The sequence below is a fragment of the Rhodococcus sp. OK302 genome, assembly GCF_002245895.1.
Classification (GTDB): Bacteria; Actinomycetota; Actinomycetes; order Mycobacteriales; family Mycobacteriaceae; genus Rhodococcus_F.
On the sequence record NZ_NPJZ01000001.1, the window covers coordinates 4,689,402 to 4,705,358 of the forward strand.

Sequence of the window (15,957 nt, forward strand, 5' to 3'; positions counted from 1 at the left end):
TCAGGTCCGCTTGCGGCTCGCGATCTCGTCAGAGAGCTGCTGCACATCGGTGGGGTCCGCGTCCCGGGCAAGCGCGACGCAGTGGTCCATGACGGCCGGCCGGTAGCGCACGGGCAACGTCTGTCCTGGGGCGAGCCGGGTGAGCTCGGTGATCGTGAGGCTTTCGTCTGCGATACCGCGGAACGAGATGCCGTCGGCGGTCTCCACGTCGAACATCAGGACCACGCGTGGATTGCCGTTGACCTCCCGCCAGTCGACGAGAACGCCGAGCGCAAGCGCCCCCGTACGCAGTTCCGCAATGCGCTTCAATGCACCACTGCTCATGAACGGGTTCGGGGCGACGCCCGGGAAGTCAGGCCCGACGCCGAGCGATTCCCGACTCAGGTCGGGCCTGAGCTGCGCCATCAGATCGTCGAGCTTCTTCTCCGAACCGAACATCCTGCCGAACATCCTGCCGAACATCCTGACCCCTCCCTCACCCCGGTGCCGGAATCTCGGCCTGGCGCTTCGCCCTCACCGCGATTGTAAGTCGCGGCCACTCCCTTCCAGCCCGGGCGTCCCGTCGGTTTCGGGAGCATCCCCTCGATCAACGACCACTGGGCGTCCGAGAGCAACTGAAAACGCGACACGGGACCAAAGTTCCAGCCAGAACGCTCAACCTTTGTCAGACACGCCCTCGGTGGCCGGCACTTCGGTGATGGCATCTGCGGTCACCAGCATGTCGATTTCGACGCTGTTGGTTCCGCTGGCATCGGTGACGTACACAGTCACTCCGGCCAACCATTGTCCATCGTGTCTGTTAACTGCACCGAAGACGGGTATCCGAAGGCTGTTGCCGACGTCGCCATGGGGCCCTGGGCTGAGATACGACTGCGCCCCGGCGCCATCGACTGTGTCGGTGACGTCCGGGGCGAGGAAGGATGAATCAGCCAAGGTCCGGGTGGCCGACCCACTCGACAATCGTCCAGCCCTTCTGCGGGCTGCCCTTGAGGACGACGCGGCCGCCGTTGCGTATCGGATCGGTGCCAAGTTTGCCCTTGTCGGCGTTGCTGGCGTTCATCATGGACCAGAACATGATGGTGGCGCCGTGCGCGAAGATCACCGGGTTGGCGCAGTCGCGGCGCTGCACATCGAGCAGTGCCTGATCGACGCGGCCGTCGAACTCGTTGCCGTCGATGGAGCCTGGAATCCGTGCGGTCAAGTCGCCGGAGAGCCACTTGATCGGCGCCTGCAGGTACCCGGACATCGCCGCGGCTTCCGAGGTGCCCTCGTACTCGCCTGCCTCGATCTCCCGGAAACCAGGCTGAATGTTGAGGCTCAGATCGCGCTTGGCGACGGTCGGTGCCGCAGTCTGCTCGGTACGCACCATGTTGGACGCGAAGGCGCAGTCGTAATTCTTGTCGGCCAGCTGGACGGCCAGGTTGTCTGCCTGTGTCCGGCCGCGTGGGGTCAGGTCGGGTCCGGGCACCGTGGTGTCGATCAGGCCGGAGGTGTTACCGGCGGACTCGGCATGGCGCACCAGGGTGATGACCATTTCGTCGTTGCTGCTGCCGGAGCTGCTGCCGAAGCTGCTGCCGAAGCTTCCGAAGTCGATATCGGCGGACGCGACGCCGGCGGTAGCGGTTGTGGCCGCGACCGCGGTCGCCATCACCGCAATGGATAGTCGAAGAGATCGGATTCGCATGGGTGGGGATGCCTTTCATCGTGGGGAACGCCACTTCAGGTATGCCGAAGAACCGAAACTTGGAGTGTCGGATCTCACACAAACAGCTATTTGCCCGAATCGGCTAAGGGCGTCCCATTCATCGGGAGATCCCTCGCGCACCGGACCGCGCGCAGGCGAAATCCGCCGGCAGCGGATGTGCGAGCGGCGTCCGTGTCATGGCGCTGGGTCTGCCGCCGATGCGGCAAGATACTGCATGTTGATTCGTTTGCTCGGATCCGAACGCCCTCGCCGACGACACCGAGCGGTGGCATAGTGCTGATGATCGAACCGCCACATTTCGTTCAGCAACGAACAGTCTCGAACAAATGCCAACTTCGATGACAACAAAGGTCCCGTGGTGTCGCCGCTCTAGTTGTCACATCGCAGGTCAGAGCGCCGGGAATTGACAACCACGATGACAATTCTGCAGGAACACAGGTTTGAAACGGGCGACGTTGTACGCGAATATCGAGTTGGCGCGCGCCGGATTTCGACTCGTCTCGCCTTGTGTCGTGCCCACTAAATCGGGTCTGACGTTTCTGAGACAGCTATTTCATAGCCGCCGCCCACCTCAGATGTGATCCGGACACCGCAACTCCGGAACCACCGTCCATCCGCTCGCAGTGAGCCACTGCTGCACCGGATCCGGGAGGATGCCGCCGCGGGCGGTCTGTGCGAAGGTGCCGGCGAGATCGGACCATCACCGCACACCGTGCACGCGACATCGAAGGCCGGCGGCGCGGGTTCGCACTGGTGGCAATGTGATTGGGCGATGACTGACCTCGGGTCGCCCTGTTGAGGGTAAAGCCAGATAACGGCCAGATCCGCGCGTTGAGGAGATCGACTCAGAACGCCGAGCAGACGCAAGCGGATCACCGTGAGAACGTCTGCCACTGGGGGTTGATCTCAACCCCACTTGAGATTGCACGATAGGCCACCGGGACTTTCCCGCATTCGATCTCGAGGAGCATGTACGTGAGCGCTGACGCTGGCTTCTATTCGATCATTGACTACACCGTCGATGGCTTCGACACTCAGCTTGAGCTTGTTGAGGCCTTCGCAGAAATCCAGGAGCGGTGGGTGCGCTTCTATCCTGGCTACAGCTCATCCCGGTTCCACCTGAGTACCGATGGCACCCGCGTCTACAACATCGTGCGCTGGACGAGCGAGGCGGACTACCGCAACTTTGTGGAGAACTCCGACACCGACGGCCGGATGGCCGCCATCGAGAAAGCGCTGGCAGGCTTGTCCGGCAAGGCCGAGGCGCGTATGACCGGGGTCCCCACCTACACAGTCGTCCGTGAAATCGGACCCGGGCTACAGCGCCTCGACTCCTGATGGCCATTGCCCCGCGCAGTCGGTGTGCTTTCCCTGTGCGCCCTGGGATCGGCGTTTGCTGACGCAGAGTACATCGAACGCCTTGGACCCCATCAGCCAGATCACTGACAAAAGGACGCTCATGAAGGTGGAAATATATTCCGACGTGCTGTGCCCCTGGTGCTACATCGGTAAACGACGACTGGCGGCAGCACTGTCAACGCTCGCTGACGCCAAGAGTGTGGAGCTAGTGTGGCGCAGTTTCGAGCTCGCGCCGGAGGACAGTGGGATCCCCGGCGAGACCGCCGCCGAGGCAATGGCCGGGTGGTGGGGTGACGAGGCACCTTCCCGGATCGCCCGGATCCGGTCGCTGGGCACTGCGGAAGGCCTAGAGCTGAACATGCATCTATCCCGGCCAGTCAGTTCGTTCGACGCACACCGCCTATCCAAGCTGGCGGCCGACCGCGGCCGTGTCGACCAGATGATGGAGCTGCTCCTCCACGCGTACCACACCGAGGGGCTCAACCTGGCCGACCCGCACGTCCTGCGACGACTCGGCCGCGAGGCCGGCCTGGATGCCGATGAGGTGCTCGCAGTCCAGGCCGGTGACGCATACGCCGACGAGGTGCGTGCAGACCGGAGTCGCGGGGCCGAGCACGGCGTCACCGGCGTCCCGACCCTGATGATCGACGGCGGCACGCCGGTCTCCGCGATCCAGCCCATCAGCGACCTGCGCCAGCTGCTGGAGCCGAACGGGGCTGGCTCACATAGTGTCCCGGCCCCACTCGGGCGATGATCCACGACAACAGCATCGAGAAAGGTCCAGTCCATCCGGAACCCAAGATGGTGATCACCCCACACCTGCAACCACTGAGCTTGCTGGCTGCGAAGCACCGGCCCCCCGAGACAAGACAAGCTCACTCAGGGAAATGCCCGCCAAAGTCGGACGGGATCACGGACCACAGGATGCGCCACGGTTCCCAAGGTCGCGGGAGCCGCCAAATTGGAGCAGGGGTCAGCTATCAATAACGAGCCAGGATCCGTAATCCGGCCCTGGCTTGTTTTCTAGCTGTCAGACTCTCCGAAACAGTGCACTTGCCATTTCACGTCGAGAACTGGCTGAGCGGAACAGTATTGCGGATGGAACTGCTGCTGAACTGCAGGCGGCGATTCCTTCTGGGTCGCTGACCTTTTCGGTGAAGATGACGTATCCCTTGGGCATTGTGTGTGCTCCGTTTCTGTCGATTGATGTAGTCGAGATCGAAGTGATTTCCAGGTATTCAGCTGCTGTCACCGGCGAGTTGTCGTATCTGTTGCGAGGAGGCCTCGGATGCTGGCATCGAGGTGACGACGGAAGATTGTTTCCGGTTCGCGCCAGTCGAGATGATGGTTGACCTCGAGGGCAACGATGCCGTGAAATGCTCCCCACCATCCGAGAAAGTCATCGAGGAGATCACTGTCGGCCAGCAGTTCGATGAGGGAGTATCCCCGAGCCTCGGCGTATTGGACAGCAATCGGTTGCAGAACGTCAGTTTGCGCGGACACTGTCGGTCCGTCAGCTGGCGCGGCGTACCCGCCGATCTGGTCGAAGAAGATGAGATTGAACTGGCGCCGATGTTCGATCGCCCAGGCCCGGTAGGCAACTGGCCCCGCGGCAAGGCGCTGCTCGAGATCCGACCCTGCCAACACACTGAATGCGGCAGTGATGCTGTCTTCGAGCGATTTGTAACTCTGGACGATCAACTCGGTGAACAGCTCGCCGAGGCTGGGGAAGTAGGTGTAGAGCGCGGGCGCACTCATTCCAACCTCGCGAGCGATCCCGCGGAGGGTGACGGCGCTCGGTCCACCTTCCTCGAGTTTCCGGCGCGCTTCGGCGACGATGTCCCGTTTGATTTCTCGGCGCTGCCTGTCGCGCCTGCTTTCCTTTGTCACTCCACCCACGTCCCGTTCGCAGACGGTGCGCAGTTCCATGCGCTGGTGTCGCCGGACGGAGGTCTGCATCACCTCACGTTGCAAAGCGTGAAGGAGCCGAAATCCGGAAAAAACCGGGTTCACCTGGATATTTTCGTCGATGATCTCGACTCGGAAGTGCTGCGATTAGCTGATCTCGGCGCTCAAACATTGGAAGAACACAACGAGGAAGGTGGGTACCGAACCATGATTCTGGCCGACCCGTTGGGAAACGAGTTCTGCCTCGTTCAGCGCTGAGTTTAAGGGATAGATCTCGGTGTTGTTGCAGATCGAGCAGTCGGGCAGGTTGGTCTCCGTCGCCGAATACGCTAGGCGCATGGACAAGTCTGTGAGAACACCAGCCGCTTCGCGGAGCTGGGTGTGGAGGACGCTCCAACGGGTGGGGGCCACACTCCGCAGGCTCATGCAAGATCGGAAGCCGAGCCCATATTCGTCACTGTCACCTCGACGCATGGACGGATCACACACCGACATCTTTCCTCTCAACAGCAGCGGCGATGGAACGGGTGGCGGAGGAGTGTAAAAATTTGATGATCTGCACTCACTTCTCGGCCGCAGTGTGACAGTGTCTTCGCTTTCAGTCGCGATGAGAACACGTCCGCAGTTGAGAGCAATACAGGCGACAGTCGTTGATGGAGGATGGATCCCATGGCCCACATACAACGTTTCGACCACATCGGAATCACCGTCGCGGACCTCGACTCGGCAACTGCGTTCTTCGTCGGACTGGGTCTCGAGGTCGAGGGCACCGGATCCGTGGAAGGCGAGTTCGTGGAAACCGTCTGTGGCATCCCCGGCGCGCACTGCGAAATCGTCATGCTGCGTCCGCCCGGTGAAGGGTCCCGGCTGGAGCTTTCGGCCTTCGTGACGCCTGACCACGTGCCCGGGTCGCCGACGGCGATGGCCAACGAGCTTGGGCTTCGTAACGTGTCCTTCGAGGTAGGCGACCTCCAAGCGGCCGTCGATGCGGTTGCTGCGGACGGGTACGGGCTCATCGGCGGAATCGGTGAGTACGAGAACAGCGTGCGGATGGCCTACGTGCGTGGACCCGAAGGGATCATCGTGTCCCTGTTCGAGCAGATCGGCTAACGCGCGTGCGCGCCTTCAAAGTTCTCGAATGCCCGACGTGCAAATTCCTCGGAACTCACCTGGCCGGTACCAGCAGGCATCGAGCCGAGTAGCGGCACACCGGTGACCGACACGAGGTCTTCGCGATTACAGCGTTCGGCCAAATCCGGGTCGACGGACCAGGATCCGATCACCAATCCAGCGCACCTCACTCCCCTGGCTGCCAGCGCTTCGACGCTCAATGCAGTGTGGTTGAGCGTGCCCAATCCCGACGCAACCACCAGGAGCGCCGGAGCCGAGAGTTCCACTGCGACATCTCGAATCGTGAATCCGCCGACGCCGAGGCGGACCAGCACGCCACCGGCACCTTCGACCAGCGTCAGATCGTGCGCAGCATCCAACTCTCGGGCCTTGTCCACTACCTCGTCGAGTGTGAGCATCGGCAAACCACTTCGCCGCGCCGCGGTATCGGGAGCTAGCGGATCCGGATATCGTGCCAGTTCGACCAAGCTCGCCCCGCCTCCGGTCAGTCGATCGATCTCGGCCAGATCCCCAGCCTCACCGGGTGCGACCCCGGTTTGCGCGGGCTTGAGAACAGCCACCGACTTGCCGGATTGGAGCGCAGCCGACGCCAATGCCGCTGTCACCACTGTCTTTCCGACATCAGTCGATGTGCCCGTCACGATCAGAATGCTCATACGCGCGCGCCTTCCAAGACCTCACCGAGCACACTGCTGATCATGGCCATCTCGGTTTCGGAGATGGTTGCCCGAGCTGTCAGACGCAGTCGCGACGTCCCCGCGGGGACGGACGGTGGACGGAAGCAGCCGACATGCAGACCCAACCGTCGACATTCGGCGGCCGCGTCGTACGCGCGCTGCGGGTCACCGAGAATTACTGACACAACGGCAGATTCCGGCATTCCGACGCCGGTGATCGTTGCCAGTTCCGACGCCCGAGACAATACGTCAACGGCTCGTGTCGGCTCCCGCCGGAGAATTGCCAATGCTGCGCGCGCCGCTCCCACTGCTGCGGGTGCCAGTCCGGTATCGAAGATGAAGGTTCGGGCGGCGTCGATCAGATGGGCGCGAATCTTCTCGTGCCCCAACACAACCCCACCTTGACTGGCGAGGGATTTCGACAGGGTTGCCGTCACCACGACGTCCGGCTCGCCGGCCAATCCGACCTCGTGCACCAACCCTCGTCCACCATTGCCGCGCACCCCAATCCCATGTGCCTCGTCGACGAGCAGAAGGGCACCGTATTCGCGCGCAGCCTTATGCATCTCACGCAACGGCGCCAGGTCACCGTCGGCGCTGAACACGGAGTCCGTGACGACGAGCGCCCGCTCCTCGGTTCTGGTTCTCAACTGCTCCGCAAGAAAATCCACATCGGAATGCGGGGCCACAACGACACGGGCGCGGGACAACCGGCAGGCGTCAACTAACGAGGCGTGCGATCCGGCGTCGGAAATTATCAGCGATCCGGGACCCGAAAGTGCCGTTACAGCACCGAGATTGGCGGTATATCCGGAAGAGAAGACCAACCCGGCGTCGGCGCCGACAAACTCCGCAAGTTCGAGTTCGAGCAATTCGTGTTCGGTGGTGGTTCCGGTGACCAGACGCGACCCGGTAGCGCCGGCGCCCCAGCGTTGCAGCGCCGCGATCGCACCCGCGACCACGTCGGGATGTCGGACAAGACCCAAGTAGTCATTGGAGGCGAGGTCAATCAGCGGAGCATCGACTGACCGCGGCCGGAGTTCGCGGCGCAACCCGGCCGCTCGGCGATCCGATTCGACGGCGGTAAGCCAGTCCAACGACGTGTTCATTTTTCCGACCATACTTGAACACCGTTCAAGCCACTAGCTAAGGTGCACGGGTGCACACAATCGGACTGGAATCGACAACCGTCTCGGCCATCGACGCCGAGCACCTCTGGCATCCGTACGGGGCATTTCCTGCCACTACTGCGCCTCTTGTCATCGACAGCGCCCAGGGCGCCACGCTGACGCTGACTGACGGGCGCCAACTCGTCGACGGCATGAGTTCGTGGTGGGCCGCAATTCACGGGTACCGCAATCCTGTACTCGACGCCGCCGCGACAAGGCAGCTCAGCAAGATGAGCCACGTCATGTTCGGCGGTCTCACCCACGAACCAGCGGCCCGATTGGCGCAATTACTTGTCGAGATCACCCCCGACGGCCTGGACAAGGTATTCCTCTCCGATTCCGGCTCCGTGGCCGTCGAAGTCGCGGTAAAAATGTGCCTGCAGTACTGGCGCAGTCTCGGAAAACCGTCGAAAAATCGGCTGATGACCTGGCGCGGCGGTTACCACGGGGACACCTTCACCCCCATGAGCGTGTGCGATCCCGACGGCGGCATGCACTCACTCTGGACCGACGTCCTCCGGGCACAAATCTTTGCCGACGCTCCCCCGACCGACTACCGACCCGAGTACGTCCGGCATCTCGAAACGCTGCTGGCCGCGCACCACGACGAACTCGCAGCGGTCATCGTCGAACCGGTGGTGCAGGGCGCGGGCGGCATGCGATTCCACGACCCGAAGTATCTCGTCGACCTCAGAACACTCTGCGACAAGTACGGCGTCTTGCTCGTGTTCGACGAAATCGCAACCGGATTCGGCCGAACCGGCGAACTGTTCGCTGCCGATCACGTCGGCGTCAGTCCCGACGTCATGTGCGTCGGAAAAGCACTGACCGGTGGGTACATGAGTTTGGCCGCCACTCTGTGCACCACCGAGATGGCCGAAACCATCACAGCCGGCGACGGCGGCGGACTGATGCACGGACCGACATTCATGGGCAATCCGCTGGCCTGTGCAATAGCCGTCGCATCAACCGAACTCGTGTTGGCAATGGACTGGCGACGCGACGTCCAGAATCTGAGGCGAAGGCTCACTCACGGATTGGCCGAAGCTATCTCGATCCCCGGCGTGGTGGACGTTCGAGTGCTCGGCGGAATCGGAGTTATCGAACTGGATCACCCGGTAGACATGCAGACCGCCACCGACGCCGCCGTCCGGTCCGGAGTCTGGCTGCGCCCCTTCCGCAATCTCGTCTACACAATGCCGCCGTACCTGTGTTCCGGAGCAGAGGTGGAACAGATCACAGCCGGAATGCTCGAAGTAGCGCGCAGTCAACAGGAACGCACTCTCGTCGGGCGATAGGGTTCGGTCATGGATCACCCGCCGAGCGAACTCACTCCCCTTGCCGTGTGGCCCGGCAGCGCATATCCCCTCGGCGCAACCTACGACGGTGCGGGCACCAACTTCTCGCTGTTCTCCGAGGTCGCGGATGCCGTCGAGCTCTGCTTGATCGCCAAGGACGGAACCGAAACCCGAATCCGCCTGGACGAAGTCGACGGGTACGTCTGGCACGCGTACCTCCCGTCGGTATCCCCAGGCCAGCGATACGGCTATCGGGTGCACGGGCCGTACGATCCCGCCGCCGGACACCGCTGTGATCCCAGCAAATTGTTGCTCGATCCCTACGGCAAGGCATTTGCCGGAGACTTCGACGGAGATCGGTCGCTGTTCTCGTACGACGTCGAGGCTGTTTCGGAACCGGAACCAGAGCCAGAACCCAGCGACGACGCTGAAGGCTCCGAGGTTCCCGTCGACCCTCCCATCGTCGACGACGCGGATGCACCGGTAGACGAACCTGCGACAATCTCTTTCCCTCAACATGATTCACTCGGTCACACGATGTCGACGGTGGTCATCAACCCGTTCTTCGACTGGGCGTCGGATCGCTCACCCGGGCGCCCGTACCACGAGACCGTCATTTACGAAGCGCACGTCAAAGGCATGACGGCCACCCACCCCGGTGTACCGGAAGAACTTCGAGGAACGTATGCCGGACTTGCACATCCGGTGATCATCGAGCATTTGACCAACCTCGGAATCACCGCAATCGAACTGATGCCCGTCCATCAGTTCATGCACGATCAGGTCCTTCGTGATCAGGGACTGCGAAACTATTGGGGCTACAACACATTCGGATTTCTCGCACCGCACACCGACTACTCGTCGGCCGCGAAACCCGATGCGGCAGTCGCAGAATTCAAGGCAATGGTGCGCAGCTTCCATCAGGCGGGAATCGAAGTCATCCTCGACGTGGTCTACAACCACACCGCCGAGGGCAACCACCTCGGCCCCACCATCAGTTTTCGCGGAATCGACAATGCCGCTTACTACCGACTCGTCGACGGCGACGAGGTCCACTACATGGACTACACGGGCACCGGTAACAGCCTCAACGCCCGCCATCCGCACACCCTGCAGCTGATCATGGACTCACTGCGGTATTGGGTCACCGAAATGCATGTCGACGGATTCCGCTTCGACCTCGCGTCGACTCTCGCCCGAGAACTGCACGACGTCGATCGCCTGTCCGCGTTCTTCGATCTGGTGCAACAAGATCCGATCGTGAGCCAGGTCAAACTGATCGCCGAACCCTGGGACGTCGGCGAAGGTGGCTACCAGGTAGGCAACTTCCCCGGACTGTGGACCGAGTGGAACGGCAAGTACCGCGACACCGTCCGCGACTACTGGCGAGGAGAACCGGCGACGCTCGGCGAATTCGCCTCCCGCCTCACCGGATCTTCGGACCTCTACGAAGCGACCGGCCGACGGCCGGGTGCCAGCATCAACTTCGTCATCGCCCACGACGGGTTCACCCTGCACGATCTCGTCTCGTACAACGACAAGCACAACCAGGCCAACGGGGAGAACAACAACGACGGCGAATCTCACAACCGATCCTGGAACTGCGGCGTCGAAGGTCCGACCGACGACCCCGACATCCTCGAACTGCGCGGCCGCCAAAGCCGCAACATCCTCGCCACTCTGATGCTGAGCCAGGGCACTCCGATGCTCGCCCACGGCGACGAGATGGGCCGCACCCAACACGGCAACAACAACGTCTACTGCCAGGACTCCGAACTGTCGTGGATGGACTGGTCACTCGCGGAGTCCAATGCCGATCTTGTCGAGTTCACCAAGCGTGCCATCGCATTACGCGCAAAGAACCCCGTGTTCCGACGTCGACGCTTCTTCGAAGGACAACCCATCCGGAGCGGTGATCAGAGTCGCGACATCGCCTGGCTCACTCCATCCGGCGAAGAAATGACGCCGGCCGACTGGGACAGCGGATTCGGAAAGTCGTTGGCCGTCTTCCTCAATGGCGAGGCGATCCCCGAACCCAACTATCGCGGCGAACGGGTCATCGGAGATTCATTTCTTTTGTGCTTCAACGCGCATCACGAGTCTATGGAATTCTCGACTCCGAACTCGGACTACGCATCGGAATGGACTGTGGTCCTTGATACCTCGGTGCCGACGGGCGAGAGTGGTGTCGTGATCAACGCTGGAACGATTCTCGACGTGAAAGCCCGCGCATTGATGGTCCTTCGCCGGACAGCCTGAGGAGAGCACGATGGCGCCAATCACCAGCACATACCGACTGCAGTTGCGGCCCGACGCCTGTACCCTCCGCGATGCTGCGAAGTTGGTCGATTACCTTGACGGACTGGGCGTCTCGCACCTCTATCTGTCCCCGATCCTGACCGCTACCTCAGGATCAACACACGGTTACGACGTCACCGATCCGACGACAGTTGCCGAAGGTCTCGGCGGCCGCGATGCGTTGGTCGAACTTGCTCATCGCGCGGGTGAACACGGCATGGGGTTGATCGTCGATCTGGTGCCCAATCACGTCGGCGTCGCCAAGCCCCAGGAAAATGCCTGGTGGTGGGATGTTCTCACACACGGACAGTCTTCGGAGTACGCACACTTCTTCGACATCGACTGGGACCATGACAACGGCGCTGACGGAAAGCTTGCACTCCCGGTGCTGGGACAACCGGCAGATCTTGATGCCCTGCAGATCGACTACAGCAGCGGCGCACCGCTACTCACGTTCTACGAGCACCGGTTCCCGATCATGCCGGGAACCGAATCGGGTTCGCCGAGCGAGGTTCACGAGCGACAGGCCTACCGCTTGGTCCCGTGGAACGCCGGAATCAGTACCTACCGAAGGTTCTTCACGGTCAATGAACTGGCTGCACTCCGTCAGGAAGACCCCCGTGTATTCGAACTGTGCCATCGCGAACTGAAATCCTGGGTCGACGAGGGATTGATCGACGGAGTTCGGATCGACCATCCCGACGGACTGGCCGATCCCGCAAGCTATCTCGTACAACTACGCGAACTTATCGGCCCGGACCAATGGATCGTGATCGAGAAGATTCTCGGGCACACCGAACCGCTCGATCCACTACTTCCCGTCGACGGCACCACCGGCTACGACGCTCTGAATCAACTCGGCGGCGTTTTTGTCGATCCTGGTGCCGAACACGAATTTTCGGAACTTTCCGCAGTGTTGACCGGCAACGACGGCGATCGCGCGTGGCTGCATCACACGGAGCGTCAGTTCAAACGTGAAACCGCGCGGGGTGACCTTGCACCCGAAATCCGCCGACTGGTGCGTGCGATCCAACTCGAAACTGGAAGCCTGTGCAGCAACAAGTCGTTGACTGACGCCGTCGTCGTAGCCATTGCGCGAATGCCCGTGTACCGCTCCGACTACAGTCCACTCGCCGGCCTGACTGCTCGTATTTTTGGTGAGATCCACGAACTTGCTCCCGGCCATGAGAAGCCGTTCAACGCTCTGGCACAAGCACTTTCAATCGGCGGCGAGGCGGCGATCCGCTTCCAACAGATATGTGGCGCGGTGATGGCCAAGTCCGTCGAGGATCGATTGTTTTATCGGACGGCACGGTTGATCTCCCGTCAGGAAGTCGGCGGCAATCCCGCAGCGTTCGCCGTCTCGGTCGCCGAATTCCACCTCGCCAACTCAGATCGTGCACGCCTGTGGCCCAAAGCCATGACCACCCTGTCCACTCACGACACCAAACGCGGAGAGGACGTTCGCGCGCGAATCAGTGTGCTGTCCCAGATGCCGACACTGTGGTCGCGACTGGTTCAGGATTGGGAAGAGGCGGCCCCCAGTCCTGACCCCTTGACGGGATTGTTCTTGTGGCAGAACCTCGTCGGGGTCTGGCCGGTGGGTGAACCTGCGCCCGATTTCCGATCACGGGTTCACGCTTACGCGGAAAAAGCGATTCGCGAAGCCGCAGTGCGGACCTCCTGGAACTCTCCTGATTCGACGTTCGAGGCTGCCGTTCACCACTGGATCGACAACGTCATCGACGGCCCGGTCGGACAGTCGATTTCGGATCTGGTGTTGCGCATTGCACGTCATTCCTGGTCGGACTCGTTGGGCCAGAAGCTCCTTCAGATCTGCGGTCCTGGAATCCCGGATATCTACCAGGGCACGGAACTGTGGGAGGACTCCCTCGTGGACCCGGACAACAGGCGCCTGGTCAACTTCGACATCCGGCGATCGTTGCTGGAAGGTCCGGCGGCTCCCGTCGACGCCACCGGCGGTGCGAAGTTGCATCTCGTCCGGACAGCTTTGCAGCTCAGACGTGAGAACCCCGACTGGTTTGTGGGCGGAACCTATCGGCCGATTCTGGCGTCAGGTGCCAGGTCCGGCCACGTCATCGCGTTTTCGCGGGGTCCGGCGGAAAAAGAACCCACAGTTGTCGCGGTGGCCACACGCCACTCGATGATGCTGGCCGATCACGGATGGGGCGACACCACTCTCAATCTTCCGGACGGTGACTGGACCGACACCTTGAACGGACGCCTGGTTACGTCGAATCGGATGCTGGCCATCCTTGCCGGTAGCCCGACGGCTCTGTTGGTCCGAAAACCTGCCCACTGAACGGGCAAAGCGCATCCGCAGCGTCGTTCGATACGCTAACTTTCAAGGACAAATTCATTTCGCCAACTCGGAGGTTGCAGAACATGTCCGCAGATCGGTACACCGGCAAGGTCGCATTCATCACGGGAGCCGCACGTGGTCAGGGCCGCGCCGAAGCAGTTCGCCTCGCGCAGGAAGGCGCCGACATCATTGCCGTCGACGCGTGCGTCACGTTCGGCTCGACTGCGTATGACGGTGCCACCGAGGAAGACCTCGCTGAGACTGTCGAACTGGTCAAGGCGCTCGACCGTCGAATCGTCGCCACGAAGACCGACGTCCGTGACTTCGCGGCACTGTCCGCTGCGCTCGATGCCGGTATCGCCGAGCTCGGCCGCCTCGACGTCGTCGTCGCCAACGCCGGAATCTGTTCTGCCAACATGTCCTGGGAGATCACGCCCGAGCAGTGGCAGGAAACGTTGGACGTGAACCTGACCGGCGTCTTCCACACCGCCAAGGCCGCGATTCCGCACCTCATCAAGCAGGGCACCGGTGGATCGATTATTTTCACCAGCTCCGTCGCCGGCCTTCGTGGCCTCCCCTTCCTCGGCCACTACGTCGCCAGCAAGCACGGTGTCACCGGCCTCGCGAAGACCATGGCATCGGAGTTGGGGCAGTACAACATTCGTGTCAACACCATTCACCCCCACGGTGTGGCAACCGGCATGCTGGTCAATGACATGAATCCCCTCATCGCTGCCAACGCCGGAACCCTCGGCCCCATCTTCATGGGAACCCTCCCCGATCCCGTCAGCCAGCCCGAGGACATCGCTGCCGCTGTCGCCTTCCTCGGATCCGACGAGGCACACCACATCACCGGCATTGCCATGCCGCTCGATCTGGGTACCTTGATTCGCTGATCTCAAACAGACGCGAATATTGTGCGAGCCTGACGGGAATATCAGTTCCCGTCAGGCTCGTTGCACAACACATGACCAAAACTGTTGTAGCGCAGACATACGGAACCCCCGAAATTCTGAAGCTGATCGACGTGGAGGTTCCGTCGCCCGGGCCAGGGGAAGTACTGGTCGACGTCAAAGCAATCGGCGTCAATCCTTTCGACTACAAGCTTTACAGCGGCGCATTCGGAACCGACCCGAGTAAGTTGCCCATTCACCTCGGCGGTGAGGCCGCTGGAATCGTCTCGGCGATCGGCGAAAACGTCACCACTGTTGCCGTCGGCGACGAGGTAATCGTCAGCCCCGGGAACGGCCTGTACGCCGAACAGGTAGTTGTCCCGGCTACGTCACTCACACCGAAACCGGCCTCGATCAGTTGGGAACAGGCCGCTGGCCTCCTCCTCGTTGGCGGGACAGCCGTCGACGCACTCGACACGATCCGGGTTGACTCTGGCGACACCGTCCTGATCCATGGCGCATCCGGTGGTGTCGGAGCACTAGCGGTTCAACTTGCGGTAGCCCGCGGCGCCACCGTGATCGGAACAGCCGGACCCTCCAATCAGGAGTACGTCCGCTCTCTGGGCGCGACGCCGGTCCTCTACGGCGACGGACTCGAAACGCGAGTTCGCGAATTGGGTTCTGTCGATGCCGCTTTCGACACCGCGGGCACGGACGAAGCCGTCGACACCTCCCTGGCGCTGGTGGCGGACAAATCTCGCATCGTCACGATCGTGGCATTCGGACGCGCCCAGGAAGACGGCTTCCGCTCCGTCGGTGGAGGAACTCCGGAGAGCGCGCAGGCACGCCTGAATGCGCGGGCTGGACTGGCCGAGCTTGCCGGATCCGGACGTTTGAATGTGAAGATAGCTAAGACTTTTCCGCTTTCCGATGCCGCAGAGGCACACACCGAATTACAGAATTCGCACCCAGCCGGAAAATTCATCCTGATTCCGTAAGTATCCCCGCAAACCCACGACGAGGCCCCTCGTCACAGGGGCATTTGTGGCCACCATGATTTGCATCAAATAGTGGCCAGAAGCGGCCACATCAAACCGCTCCGCACAACCAAAATGTCCGATATCTTCCAGTTTGGTGATTGCCTCCCGCAATCGCTACACGCGCCCGAACGGGGCACGAAGAATCGGAAGGGCAAC

The 15,957-nt window shown here is 61.7% G+C and carries 15 protein-coding genes; 10 read left to right on the top strand and 5 right to left on the bottom strand.

Translation table 11 applies throughout. The features are described from left to right. Positions 1-462: a hypothetical protein gene (locus BDB13_RS21470; RefSeq protein WP_254922908.1), complete on the bottom strand. Its 462-nt coding sequence runs from the start codon at positions 460-462 to the stop codon at positions 1-3. A gap of 330 nt (positions 463-792) precedes the next feature. Here BDB13_RS21470 and BDB13_RS33095 point away from each other — a divergent pair, with 330 nt between their 5' ends. Next, positions 793-924 carry a hypothetical protein gene (locus tag BDB13_RS33095; protein WP_254922909.1) on the top strand — a complete coding sequence of 44 codons (132 nt, stop codon included), beginning with the start codon at positions 793-795 and terminating at the stop codon, positions 922-924. Position 925: 1 nt separating this feature from the next. Here BDB13_RS33095 and BDB13_RS21480 read toward each other — a convergent pair whose 3' ends face one another. Continuing rightward, positions 926-1,684 (bottom strand): histidine phosphatase family protein, encoded by a 759-nt coding sequence (locus BDB13_RS21480; protein WP_094273610.1) that lies wholly within the window; start codon positions 1,682-1,684, stop codon positions 926-928. A gap of 996 nt (positions 1,685-2,680) precedes the next feature. On the opposite strand from BDB13_RS21480, the gene BDB13_RS21490 reads away from it, so the two are divergent. Continuing rightward, on the top strand, positions 2,681-3,043 hold the full coding sequence (locus BDB13_RS21490) for an antibiotic biosynthesis monooxygenase (protein WP_094275086.1): 363 nt from the start codon (positions 2,681-2,683) through the stop codon (positions 3,041-3,043). A 121-nt stretch (positions 3,044-3,164) separates the two neighbouring features. Then, on the top strand, positions 3,165-3,818 hold the full coding sequence (locus BDB13_RS21495; RefSeq protein WP_094275087.1) for a DsbA family oxidoreductase: 654 nt from the start codon (positions 3,165-3,167) through the stop codon (positions 3,816-3,818). A 494-nt stretch (positions 3,819-4,312) separates the two neighbouring features. On the opposite strand, the gene BDB13_RS21505 is transcribed toward BDB13_RS21495, so the two are convergent. Next, positions 4,313-5,023: a TetR/AcrR family transcriptional regulator gene (locus tag BDB13_RS21505; RefSeq protein ID WP_094273612.1), complete on the bottom strand. Its 711-nt coding sequence runs from the start codon at positions 5,021-5,023 to the stop codon at positions 4,313-4,315. Between BDB13_RS21505 and BDB13_RS21510 the strand changes: the two genes are divergently transcribed. Together BDB13_RS21510 and BDB13_RS21520 are read left to right on the top strand one after the other, a co-directional pair. Continuing rightward, positions 5,000-5,230, top strand: a complete 231-nt coding sequence (locus BDB13_RS21510) for a VOC family protein (RefSeq protein WP_176459645.1) — start codon at positions 5,000-5,002, stop codon at positions 5,228-5,230. The genes BDB13_RS21505 and BDB13_RS21510 overlap by 24 nt on opposite strands. Before the next feature lie 411 nt (positions 5,231-5,641). After that, positions 5,642-6,082: a VOC family protein gene (locus BDB13_RS21520; RefSeq protein WP_094273615.1), complete on the top strand. Its 441-nt coding sequence runs from the start codon at positions 5,642-5,644 to the stop codon at positions 6,080-6,082. Here BDB13_RS21520 and bioD read toward each other — a convergent pair. Then, a complete protein-coding gene (gene bioD / locus BDB13_RS21525) occupies positions 6,079-6,759 on the bottom strand; it encodes a dethiobiotin synthase (RefSeq protein WP_094273616.1) in 681 nt (226 codons plus the stop codon). The genes BDB13_RS21520 and bioD overlap by 4 nt on opposite strands. Beyond that, positions 6,756-7,901 carry an 8-amino-7-oxononanoate synthase gene (locus BDB13_RS21530; protein ID WP_094273617.1) on the bottom strand — a complete coding sequence of 382 codons (1,146 nt, stop codon included), beginning with the start codon at positions 7,899-7,901 and terminating at the stop codon, positions 6,756-6,758. The genes bioD and BDB13_RS21530 overlap by 4 nt, the downstream gene beginning before the upstream one ends. Positions 7,902-7,948: 47 nt before the next feature. On the opposite strand from BDB13_RS21530, the gene BDB13_RS21535 reads away from it, so the two are divergent. The 5 genes from BDB13_RS21535 to BDB13_RS21555 all read left to right on the top strand — a co-directional run bounded on the left by BDB13_RS21535 (position 7,949) and on the right by BDB13_RS21555 (position 15,759). After that, on the top strand, positions 7,949-9,247 hold the full coding sequence (locus BDB13_RS21535) for an adenosylmethionine--8-amino-7-oxononanoate transaminase (protein WP_441347242.1): 1,299 nt from the start codon (positions 7,949-7,951) through the stop codon (positions 9,245-9,247). Positions 9,248-9,256: 9 nt separating this feature from the next. Continuing rightward, the gene (glgX, locus tag BDB13_RS21540; RefSeq protein ID WP_094273619.1) at positions 9,257-11,506 is read left to right on the top strand and encodes a glycogen debranching protein GlgX; all 2,250 of its coding nucleotides are present in this window, start codon (positions 9,257-9,259) and stop codon (positions 11,504-11,506) included. 10 nt (positions 11,507-11,516) lie between these two features. Next, entirely contained in the window at positions 11,517-13,868 is a 2,352-nt protein-coding gene (gene treY, locus BDB13_RS21545; protein ID WP_094273620.1) for a malto-oligosyltrehalose synthase, read from the top strand. Positions 13,869-13,951: 83 nt separating this feature from the next. Beyond that, complete coding sequence (locus BDB13_RS21550) at positions 13,952-14,764, top strand: mycofactocin-coupled SDR family oxidoreductase (RefSeq protein ID WP_094273621.1); 813 nt, start codon at positions 13,952-13,954, stop codon at positions 14,762-14,764. A 71-nt stretch (positions 14,765-14,835) separates the two neighbouring features. Next, entirely contained in the window at positions 14,836-15,759 is a 924-nt protein-coding gene (locus BDB13_RS21555) for an NADP-dependent oxidoreductase (RefSeq protein WP_094273622.1), read from the top strand. Positions 15,760-15,957 lie beyond the last annotated feature (198 nt).